This is a genomic window from Azohydromonas aeria (assembly GCF_009760915.1).
GTDB classification, from domain to species: Bacteria; Pseudomonadota; Gammaproteobacteria; order Burkholderiales; family Burkholderiaceae_C; genus Azohydromonas; species Azohydromonas aeria.
The window spans coordinates 1-9,606 of the sequence record NZ_VIDQ01000145.1 but is presented as its reverse complement, the minus strand read 5'-3'; the positions used below and the strand labels follow the sequence as shown (position 1 = coordinate 9,606).

General features: G+C 70.9%; 14 protein-coding genes. 6 read left to right on the top strand and 8 right to left on the bottom strand.

What is annotated here, in order from left to right; all coding sequences use genetic code 11:
* A partial coding sequence (locus FJ694_RS37515) for a hypothetical protein (protein WP_232540372.1) occupies nucleotides 1–181 on the top strand: 181 nt, incomplete at its 5' end.
* Between the two features lie 132 nt (nucleotides 182–313).
* Here FJ694_RS37515 and FJ694_RS35495 read toward each other — a convergent pair.
* The 5 genes from FJ694_RS35495 to FJ694_RS35475 form a co-directional block, all read right to left on the bottom strand.
* A complete protein-coding gene (locus FJ694_RS35495; protein ID WP_157272232.1) occupies nucleotides 314–994 on the bottom strand; it encodes an SOS response-associated peptidase in 681 nt (226 codons plus the stop codon).
* Nucleotides 995–1,145: 151 nt separating this feature from the next.
* On the bottom strand, nucleotides 1,146–1,646 hold the full coding sequence (locus FJ694_RS35490) for a hypothetical protein (protein WP_157272231.1): 501 nt from the start codon (nucleotides 1,644–1,646) through the stop codon (nucleotides 1,146–1,148).
* A gap of 123 nt (nucleotides 1,647–1,769) precedes the next feature.
* Nucleotides 1,770–2,465, bottom strand: a complete 696-nt coding sequence (locus FJ694_RS35485; RefSeq protein WP_157272230.1) for a hypothetical protein — start codon at nucleotides 2,463–2,465, stop codon at nucleotides 1,770–1,772.
* A gap of 235 nt (nucleotides 2,466–2,700) precedes the next feature.
* On the bottom strand, nucleotides 2,701–3,138 hold the full coding sequence (locus FJ694_RS35480; RefSeq protein ID WP_157272229.1) for a hypothetical protein: 438 nt from the start codon (nucleotides 3,136–3,138) through the stop codon (nucleotides 2,701–2,703).
* A 110-nt stretch (nucleotides 3,139–3,248) separates the two neighbouring features.
* Complete coding sequence (locus FJ694_RS35475; protein ID WP_157272228.1) at nucleotides 3,249–4,202, bottom strand: LysR substrate-binding domain-containing protein; 954 nt, start codon at nucleotides 4,200–4,202, stop codon at nucleotides 3,249–3,251.
* Between the two features lie 49 nt (nucleotides 4,203–4,251).
* On the opposite strand from FJ694_RS35475, the gene FJ694_RS35470 reads away from it, so the two are divergent.
* Entirely contained in the window at nucleotides 4,252–5,028 is a 777-nt protein-coding gene (locus FJ694_RS35470; RefSeq protein ID WP_157272227.1) for a sulfite exporter TauE/SafE family protein, read from the top strand.
* A 136-nt stretch (nucleotides 5,029–5,164) separates the two neighbouring features.
* On the opposite strand, the gene FJ694_RS35465 is transcribed toward FJ694_RS35470, so the two are convergent.
* On the bottom strand, nucleotides 5,165–5,320 hold the full coding sequence (locus FJ694_RS35465; protein ID WP_157272226.1) for a hypothetical protein: 156 nt from the start codon (nucleotides 5,318–5,320) through the stop codon (nucleotides 5,165–5,167).
* 388 nt (nucleotides 5,321–5,708) lie between these two features.
* Here FJ694_RS35465 and FJ694_RS35460 point away from each other — a divergent pair, with 388 nt between their 5' ends.
* The 4 genes from FJ694_RS35460 to FJ694_RS35445 all read left to right on the top strand — a co-directional run bounded on the left by FJ694_RS35460 (nucleotide 5,709) and on the right by FJ694_RS35445 (nucleotide 8,074).
* The gene (locus FJ694_RS35460) at nucleotides 5,709–5,906 is read left to right on the top strand and encodes a hypothetical protein (RefSeq protein ID WP_157272225.1); all 198 of its coding nucleotides are present in this window, start codon (nucleotides 5,709–5,711) and stop codon (nucleotides 5,904–5,906) included.
* A 269-nt stretch (nucleotides 5,907–6,175) separates the two neighbouring features.
* On the top strand, nucleotides 6,176–6,322 hold the full coding sequence (locus FJ694_RS35455; RefSeq protein ID WP_157272224.1) for a hypothetical protein: 147 nt from the start codon (nucleotides 6,176–6,178) through the stop codon (nucleotides 6,320–6,322).
* 528 nt (nucleotides 6,323–6,850) lie between these two features.
* Complete coding sequence (locus tag FJ694_RS35450) at nucleotides 6,851–7,267, top strand: Ivy family c-type lysozyme inhibitor (protein ID WP_157272223.1); 417 nt, start codon at nucleotides 6,851–6,853, stop codon at nucleotides 7,265–7,267.
* 594 nt (nucleotides 7,268–7,861) lie between these two features.
* Entirely contained in the window at nucleotides 7,862–8,074 is a 213-nt protein-coding gene (locus FJ694_RS35445) for a hypothetical protein (RefSeq protein WP_157272222.1), read from the top strand.
* Between the two features lie 33 nt (nucleotides 8,075–8,107).
* On the opposite strand, the gene FJ694_RS35440 is transcribed toward FJ694_RS35445, so the two are convergent.
* Both FJ694_RS35440 and FJ694_RS35435 read right to left on the bottom strand, forming a co-directional pair.
* Entirely contained in the window at nucleotides 8,108–9,187 is a 1,080-nt protein-coding gene (locus FJ694_RS35440) for an HNH endonuclease (protein ID WP_157272221.1), read from the bottom strand.
* 2 nt (nucleotides 9,188–9,189) lie between these two features.
* The gene (locus tag FJ694_RS35435) at nucleotides 9,190–9,579 is read right to left on the bottom strand and encodes an HIT family protein (protein ID WP_157272220.1); all 390 of its coding nucleotides are present in this window, start codon (nucleotides 9,577–9,579) and stop codon (nucleotides 9,190–9,192) included.
* Nucleotides 9,580–9,606 lie beyond the last annotated feature (27 nt).

Here is a 9,606-nt window from a genome sequence, read left to right as displayed (position 1 = left end):
CCCCATCCTGAGCATGTGGCTCAGCGGCGCCAACGCCGTCGCCGGTGCGGCACGGGGTCGCGCGAGGAGCACCGCGAAGAAAAGCGCTGCCACGGCCACGCGTCAGGCCGCTGGCGCCGCGGTGAGTGCCTGGCTGGCGCCGTTCGCCGCGCCGAAGCCGCGGCGCAAGAAGCGCCGCTGACCGGCAGGCTGATGCGCGGCGGTCCCCTGGACGCGACTTCGCCCATGGAATCCCTCCGTGCCGTTGTTGGCAGGGCCATGGCCTTGACAAGACGACGAGGCCTGGACGCCGCGGCACCTGGCACCCTGCCGGTCAAGCCGCCGGATCGTCCTTCGCCACCTCGACGCCGGCCGACTTGCGCGCTGGCCGCGGTGCCGGGCTCGCCGTGAACGCTTCCGGGTCGAAGGGCTGCAGCAGCGCCCGGGCCTCTCGCTCGTCGGCGTAGAGCCAGTCCCGCCACCGCTCCTGGGGCACCACCACCACCGAGCGCTTCTCGTCGCCGGGCTTGTGAAAGCGCCGCATCAGCGGGTGAGAGTCGGCGTTGATGGTGAGCATCGAGAACGACCACAGCGGCCGCTCCTGGCGCTGCGCTTCTTCCCAGATGCCGGCGAGGAAAAACGGCTCTGCGTCGCGGTGCGCGATGCGCCAGCGCACCGCGTGCCCCGACTCGTAGCTGGGCTCGAAGATGGACTGCACCGGGATCAGGCAGAAGCGCCTGGCCTTCCACGCCTGGCGAAAGCTCGGCTTCTCGGCCACGGTTTCGCTTCTGGCGTTGTAGGTGGCGCGTGCGAGCTTGTCGTCCCTGGCCCAGGCCGGCAGCAGCCCGAAGACGCCCGGCCAGGGCGAGAAGTCGGCCGTCTCGGTTTCGCCCGCCGTCACGAACACCGCCTTGGAGCCCGGGTAGGCCTCGCCGGCATAGGAGAACGTGGGCTCCAGCGTCTGAAGGGAAAGGCGCAGGTGGCGTGGCGTCGGGGGCTCGTAGTTCGCGCACATGGGGCGTCACGGAGGGATGGGCTGACGCCAGTATGGACTCGCGGCACGCCGCGGCAGGCATGCCGGCCACACGGGCGCTGAGGTGCTCAGCCCGGGCTGCTTCCGCTGCACTGGCGCCGTGCCTTTGTCGTGTGCACCAGCGCGGCCGCCTTCAGCGTGCCACGACCAGTGCCCGCTCACCGAACCAGCCTCCGGTGGCGCCGCCGTTGAGGCGCGCGCGCACCAGGATGCGGTAGGTGCCTGCGGGCAGGTTGGTGCCGCCCACGGCCGTGATGCTGTTGCTCTCCCAGCCGTCGTAACCCGCCGTGCCGTTGGCCGCGCAGAACGCATCACCAGAGCCATTGGTAGGAGCCAGCGTGGCGGCCGTCGTGTCGTTGGGGCGCAGCACGACGATGTCCACGTCGGTCCAGGCGATGGTGTTGCCCGCCGGGGCATCGACGGCGCACTCCGCGGCGAAGGTGACGATGAAGCGCCGGCCCGCGGCATTGAAGAAGGAGGCCGAGGTCATGCCGGGCACGGCGATCTGCCCCGCGTTGGAGAAGGTCCAGTTGTTCGGGTTGGTCACGGCCGAGACGGTCTGGCCGTGGACCACGCCGGCGCCCATGAGCGCAAGGGCGGCAACGGCGAGGCGAGGGGTGAAGCGGTGGCTCATGGCGTGGCTTTCGTGTCCAGGGCGGTGACGACAGGCCGACACGGACCCCGCCCTGAAGGTCCGCGCCAGCGCGGAAGAAGGAGTCCGGCGCGAAGCTGCCGGACGGAACAGGCCGCGGCCGCCTCAGCGGCCCGCGACTTGGGGCGAGGCAGCGTCGATGCGCTCGCCCTGCGAGAGCTCGTCCAGGCGCCGCTGAGCCTCGCGCTGGATGGCCGCGCTGGGCACGTAGAGCGCTGCCTGCAAGGCCTCGCGTACGGAGGCCGTGTCGCCTGTCGTGGTTTCCAGGTACTGCTCGAACGCCAGCAGCCGCACCTGCTCCGAGGCGTCGGTCTCGAACAGTGTTTTCAGCGTGGCGGCCGGCACCGTGAGACCCAGGTCCCGGGCCTGCAGCAGGCCTTGCGCACGCTCTTCCTCGGTGCCCAGGCGGATGCGCTGCAGCAGCCGCTCGGCCTGTGCCGGCGATGTATGAGCCGTGGCGGCGCATTCCGGCACGAAAGCCGGCTGTGCCCTCGTGCCGGCCGTGGCCGCTGGCGCAGGCCGACTGCCGGCGAGACTTGGCAGCAGGGCGCCCTTCGGGTGTTGCCTTGCGATCTGGGCCAGTACCCATTCCACGGGCATGCGCTCCACATGCAGGCTTGCCAAGCCGTCGCTCGACACGACGATGGTGGGTGTCAGGGCCTGTGCAGCCTTGGCACCGGTATCGCGCGCCACCGGCGCGGCGGCAGGCTGCGGTGCTTGCCAGGCATGCACTGTCCAGCCCAGCACAGCCGACAGCGCGGCCGTGCCGAGCAGCTCCGTCGCACGGCGCGACAACTCCATCGCCGTCTCCTCACGGTGCCTTGGTGATGCACTGTAGGCGCGCAGGCCGGCCCCGCAATCAGCCAAAGGTCACCAGCCGTGTGGCCGGCATGAGGGCTCGTGCAAGAGCGCCATTCGCAACTGCGCGACCTGGGGCGTCCTCGCTCCAGGGCTCCTTGACCGTGACGGCAGCGCAGCGGCTCACCGCAGAGCCTGCGCCGGCATCACCCCTGGCACCGCTGCGGCACAGGCTGTTTCAGAACACCGAGCCGACGACGAGGCGCTTGTGCTCGGTGTAGGCCAGGACCAGCAGCCAGCTCAGGGCGAATACGGTGGGCAGCAGGTACGAAGGCCGCAGCCACGCGATCTTCCACTGCTCGCCCCGGTGGCCGATCACGTCGGCGCCGCAATAGCGTGAGGGCCGGTTGCCATCCCACCACGCCGTGAGGCGGCCCATCGTGGCCACGGCGGTGGTCGCGGCGTTCAGGGTGGACAGCGCGACGAAGAGGCCCGTGATGGCCACCAGCATCAGGAAGACGACAGGGCCGTCCTTCCACGCCGCGCCGAAGGCGGTCATGAGCAGCCCTTCGAGCACCCCCATCCAGCCCATGCGGCTCGTCAGGACGCTGTCCTCGCTGCGGATGAGCTCGCGAACGACCTTGGCCTGGTCCGTCCAGTAGTCATGCTCGTTCACGCTGGCTCCTGCATCGGCGCCTGTGCGCCGGCAGCAGCAACGATAGCGGGCGTGCCGAGCACGCGCCCATGGCCTTGCCTGCACAGCCCGGGGGTGCAGGCTTGAGGGACTCAGCGCCCCTGGGACCTGCGCGCCGCAGCACCGGGTGCGGCCAGGTCATCGAGCAACGCATCGGTGAGCAGCCCCACGGCGGGCAGCTCGGCGCCGGCCGCGCTGGTGCACAGCAGCAGATGGCGCCGGGCCCAGGCATCGGCCAGCGGCACGACGCGCACGCCCGCGTCCTGCCAGCGGCTTGCGGCGCTGCGGGGCTTCACGGCCACGCCCACGCCGGCGGCCACGATGCGCGCCATTGCGTCGAAGCTGTCCACACGCACGCGGTGATGCGGCACCCGGCCGCCGCGCAGTGCCTGCTGCAGCAGGAAGCGGCTGAGTCCGCGCTCGGCGGGCAGGCCCACGAAGGGGCGCTCCAGCAGTTGCGCGAATCGCAGCGGCCTCGGCGCCGACACCCTGGCGCGACGCAAGGGCAGCAGCGCCACCAGTTCGTCGCGCAACCAGGGTCTCGCCTGCAGGCCCGAGGTGTCCACATGGTCTGCCACGACGCCGACGTCCGCCGCGTCCTGGCGCAGCGCCTGCAGCACCGCGTCGCTGGAGAGTTCCTGGATCTCAAGGTCGATGTCCGGGTGGCGGACGAGGAAGGGTCCCAACCGCGGCGGCAGCGCTTCGGACATGGCCGCGGTGTTGCACGCGATGCGCACCGTGCCGCGCAGGCCGCGGCCAAAGCCTGCCATCTCCACGTGCAGCGACTCCAGCTCGGCCAGCACGCGGTGCGCGTGCCGCGCCAGCGCCCGCCCGGCGGCCGTTGGCGCAGCACCCGCCTTGGAGCGATCCAGCAGTCGCGCGCCGACCAGCGCCTCCAGGCCCTTGAGCCGCGCGCTGGCCGCGGCCAGCGACAGGCTCATCGCCTCGGCCGCCGCGGTGATGGTGCCCAGCTCCAGCACGCTGGCGAAAAGCCGCAGGTCGAAAGGATCGACGCGGTAGTCCGTGGTGCGGCGTGGAGTTGGCATGACATGCTTTTCCTTCGGCGATGGCGAAGGATAGGCAGCGGATTTTGAGATGGACCGCGGCAGCCGCGCGCACCAGCATGCCGGCATGGATGCATGGCAGGCATTGGCAGTGGGGGCCGTCTTCGTTGCGGCAGGTGCCGTCAAGGGCATCACGGGCATGGGGCTACCCACCGTGGCCGTGAGCCTGCTGGGCCTGTGGATGACGCCAGCCGAGGCCGCCGCGCTGCTGGTGGTCCCCGCACTGGCCACCAACGTCGCGCAGTGTCGCGGTACTCATTTGGACGAGCTGGCCAAGACGTTGTGGCCCGCCTGGCTGGCACTGGCCGTCGTCACCGTGCTGCTGCCCGTGCCGGCGTCGGCAGGCGCGGTGTCGGGCGATGCCCACCGGCTGCTGGGCGCGGTGCTGGTGCTCTACGGCCTGTGGGGCCTGTGGCGCCCGCGGCTGCCTCTGGTGTCGCGGCGCTCACGCTGGGCGGGCCTGGCCGCGGGTGGGGTGACCGGCGCCGTGACGGCGGCCACGGCGGTGTTCGTCGTCCCGCTGGTGCCCTACCTGCAGGCGCTGCGCCTGGACAAGGACGCGATGGTGCAGGCGCTGGGGCTGTCCTTCACGGTGGCCACGCTGGCGCTGGCGCTGGCGCTGCGTCTGCAGGTCTCGGGCAGCCACGCACTGCTCACGCCGGGCACGGCGCTGGCGCTGGGTGCCGCCATCGCGGGGCTGCGGCTCGGCGAGCGCGTTCGCCTGCGCATCGGCGCCGCCACGTTCCAGCGGGCGTTGTTCGTCGTCTTCGTCGCCCTCGGGTTCGCCAACCTCGCGCACGGCTGGTGAGGCCCGCCCGCTCGCAGCATTCACTGTGAGACAACGCCAGCCGCTGCCAGCCAGCAGGACAGGCCCGTGTTGAGCGCACGCCGTTGTGCAGCGCAGTCGAGGCAGGTTATACGCGGGCCTCTGGCGACGGCGAGGGTCAGGGCAACCAGTGTGCGAGCAGCACCAGCCCCAGCGCCATGGCCAGCGCGAACACGAGCAGGAAGCGCCCGGCCAGCGCGCAGGAGAGGACTGCCAGGAGCGCCGCCATCCCGAACGTGTGCAAGCCCGCCAGCGTGTTGTCGAAACCGACCACCCACTGCCTGCCATGCGGAGACCGCCACGCACGCCGCGGCAGCCAGTGCCTGGGCAAGCCGGAACGCGGGAAAGCACGGGGTCCGGGCCTGCGGCTGGTCTGGCTCGGCAGCAACTCCGGCGAAGGAGAATGGGCGCATCGTTTGCGCAGACGGCCAGCCCCAGGGACCGCGGCGGCGAAACAGGCTCTGCGCAGGTCACGACATCAGCGCTGCCGCGGCCGGCAGGGCGCAGGGAAGGGGTTTTCACGGTCGTGGAAACCGCAACGACACCGCCGGTCTGGTTGCCTACGATGGCGTCAAGACAGCCGGGCAGTTCAGCGGTTAGGCGACCCCCACCGCCGCGGCTGAGTTCAACCGCGCCCATCCGAATGCACCGACAGCGACGACATGAACACGCCATTCGCCATCCAGGCTGGCCCTGACGACAGCTATCCCGAATACGCAACCGCCTTTGCCGACCTGGAGCGCCGGGCCGCACGGGGCGAGTTCACGCTGGCGCAGTGGCGTCACGAGGTTCACACACTGCGCCAGCGCTGCACCGGCGGGCGGCCGATCGCTCTGTTGCCTGCCCGCCGGCATCACTGATACCGATGCCGTTCCGGCCTGGGACCGGCCCGCGTCAACGCGGCGGTGCCCTGTTGCGTTGAGCCTGCAACGGTAACTTGGGCCGCAATCGACAGCGGCCGGTGAAGCGAATGCTGTCCATCCCTGCCGAGCCACCATGAGGTGAAGGCATGGCAGCGCAAGCGGCAGGGTCCGTGCAGCCCGAGGAATCGTGGACCGCACGTTTCCTGGCCCACGGCTGTGCATGTGTTGGGTCGGCACGAGACGACAACGCCCAAGGGGGGCCGTGGATGAACGACAGGATGCAAGGCGCGGTGGCTGCAGCGACTCTGGCGCTGGCTGTTCTGTCGGCCGTGGGGCTGGCAGCCACCGCCTCACCGGCCGAGGACCACCTGGCGCTTGCGGCGGCCTCGGCCACGCAGGCGCTGCTGCCCTGACCGGGGATGGCATGGCGGGGCAACGGTTCGGGCCGCGGCTGCGGAAGACCGGGGCTCTGCTGCCTCATTTTTGGGCATTCGTCCCAATCCTTTCGGCATCAACGACTTGGCTGCCGCACGGGCCGGTACACCACAGCGTTATCCACAGCCGCAGGGGATAAGCGCGCAGCCGAGGTCCTGGCAGGTGAGCCTTGTGGCGGTTCGCTGGCCGTGGCAACTGCCAGCAGTTGCGCACCGGTGAGGTGCAGCAGCAGCACGGGCCGGGCTGTACCCGCCGCTCCCGACCCGTTTCCGTCTATGGCCGACCGACACCGGAGCCGGCACTGGCCGGGTGGCCGGCGCATGGGCAACGCTTGGCAGCAGCGGCCTTCACCGTGTCGCCGCCGGTCCGGCCGCCACGGCCTTGCCGCGTTGCGGGTGGATGCCGTCGCGGCTCTCGGATCGCCGGCACCCCCGTGATGGACAGGCCTTGAAGCGTCCTGGCCGCAGGGTCGGATTCGTCGATGCAACCGCCGTGGAGGTTCGCTCATGCAACTGATTCGACTGTCCAACCTGGTGGCCGTGGCGGGACTGGCCCTGTGCGGCTCCGCTGCATGGGCCGCCGAGGCCATGGTGACGCCGGAAGACCTGCTGCGCGACGCCCGGTTTCCCGCGGCCTACTCGGCGGCCCTCGGACCCAAGGCGAAGACGGCTTGGCTGGCGAGGCTCGGCAACAGCGCGCTGGTGCGCACCGTGACGGTGGGCGGCGTTGCCTACCAGGTGGCCACGCCCTGCAAGCCGCACGACTGTGCCGACAACAACATGCTGGTGATGTACGCCCCGGCCAGCGGCACGGTGGTCGGCATGCTCCACGAGAAGGACCGCAGCACGCTGATCGGATCCCCGGCGCCGGCGCTGGCCGCGGAAGTCGAGAAGCTCTGGCGCAAGGAGTTCCGGCAGCAGTAGCCGCTCCCAGGGGTCACCCCCCGAGCCGGCCCTGACAGCGCCATGCTGGACCACGCGGCAATGCTGGCGGTCGGGCTGCGGTGACGCGCCGACGACGCGCACCGTTGCAGTGGTGAAAGGCCCGCGGCATCGGAGTGGGGGAAAAGCCACCCCCGCATCAGACTGGGCAGTACCGGCACGGGCTCCAGGCTGTGGATACATTCGCAAACCACGGCAACTGGAGGAAGCAGTTGAACCCGTTCACACAGCTCGTGTCGCCGCAGTCCCTGGTTGAGGCCATCGCCGCATCCGTCCAACTCCAGGGCCTGCCTGGGCGGGCGTACCGCCCACTGGACAAGGAAAACGGCCCATGGCGAAGGCAGTGCCTGACCCTGCGCCCGGACGCACCGAGCGGCGAGGCCGACACGGAAGCCGGGCCGCTTTGGGCACAGGCAGAGAAACACCTCCGGAGCGGCCACAGCGGTTGACAAGGCAACGCCAAGGCGCCCGCGTGCCAAGGCCTGGTGCATGTGGCCAGGGCGCCGTCAGGTGCCATGGACGCTGCCATGCCGGTGCGGCGTTCGTCCCACGCAAGCAGCCCCGCCGCCCAAGTCCATGCCCCATTCGTTGAAGTCGCTACTCAAGACCGCGGGCTGCTTCACGGCCTCGACGCTGTGGCTGGCAGGCAGCGCGTGCGTTGCGGCGAGCCCGCTGTCCTGGCTGGAGGGAACGCTGCTGCTGGGTCTCACCGGCGCCGCACTGGCGCGTCCGGTGCTGGGGCCGGGCTGGTGGCGGGGGCGCCACGCGGCTGCATCACGCAGGCGGTAGGCACCCCTTCGCGGCGAACCACCCTTGCCGGCTTCAGCATTGCACGGGCGCTGCCGTGAGCAGTTCCACATGCTGCTGGTCGATGGCCTCGTAAAGTGAGCGTGCCAGCCAGGCGTGTCCACCGCTGGCGGCCGCGCTGGCGTAACTCCAGGCGGCCACCCGGTGGCTCGTTGCCGCATCCGCGGCAATGCCCGCCGACAGCCCGATCTCGGACAAGGCGTCCGCTTGCTGGACCACGCGCTGCAGCCACCGCTCGAGGTGGTCCCGGCCCGCGAGCGAGTCGGCCTTGCTGCGGTTGCACGCCGGGTGCGCGAGCACGAAGTTGTGCGCCAGGTCTCGTGGGTACAGCGAGAACGGCACGTAGTGGTCCACGTCGGCGGCCGTGCCCAGCGCCAGGCCACAGTAGAAGCAGCGCTCGCCGTCGAGCTTGCGCAGGCCCGCGCCGATGGCTTCCAGCGACTGCCGCGAGGTCGAGAACAGGAAATCTTCCAAATCGCCCGCGTCGCCCAGGATGGCGTGGTTGCGCCGGTTGGACTTGATGTGCGACACCCAGTGCGACCGCGCGAGCTGCAGCACCAGCGGGTGGAAGCGCCGCAGGCAGTACGCCACGCCGGGCAGCAGCCGCACGCGCCCCGGGCCCGGGCGCTCGTAGAGGAACGCGTCGGTCGCGCCACCGAAGTTCTGCAGGTACTGCAGCGGCTGGGCCGACACCGTGGCGCTGACGCTGGAGAGCAGCGCGGGGTAGGCCGGGTCCAAGGCCGCCTGCTGCTGCGTGGCAGCCCGGCTCCTGGCGCGGAACTCGGCGATGGCGCGCAGCACCGCCGCCTGCTCGCCCAGGTTCTGCACCAGGATGCCGGCGGCAGTGCCGGGGCGGCCCGTGCCGTACGCCAGCGCCTGCTGCCAGTACAGGCCGATGAAGCGCTGGCCGATGCGGCGCGTGGACAGCTCCAGCGCCTGGCCGTCGTCGGCACCGAGCTCCACCGCCAGGTCGGCCAGCGCGATCAGCAGCGCGAACTTGTAGGTCGCGGTGAAGTCGCCTTCGGCGAAGAGCCGCTGCAGCTTGGCCAGGAACGCGAGCTGCGCCTCGGCCGAAGGCGGCGGCAAGGCAGCCACGCTCAGCGCCCGCTCCAGTAGTCGGCCTTCTCGGGAATCACCCAGCGCACGCCACCCCGCGGGTCGGCCTGGTCGCCCTCGTAGCGCGGGATGAGGTGGAGGTGCAGGTGCGGCACCGTCTGCCCGGCGGCCGGCCCGTCGTTGATGCCAATGTTGAAGCCGGCCGGCGCGAACTCGGCGATGGCAGCAGCCCTGGCCTCGTCGAGCAGCGCCAGCAGCGCCTGGCGCTCGGCATCGCTCGTGTCGAAGAAGGAGCCGGTGTGGCGCTTCGGGATCACGAGGCTGTGGCCGGGCGAGACAGGAAAGCCGTCGCGGATCCACAGCGCGTGCTCGTTCCCGCCGAGGATGCGCGCGCGGGGCAGGGTGCAGAACGGGCAGCCATTGGAGTTCATCGGGCGATCGTACCGACTGGATCGGGC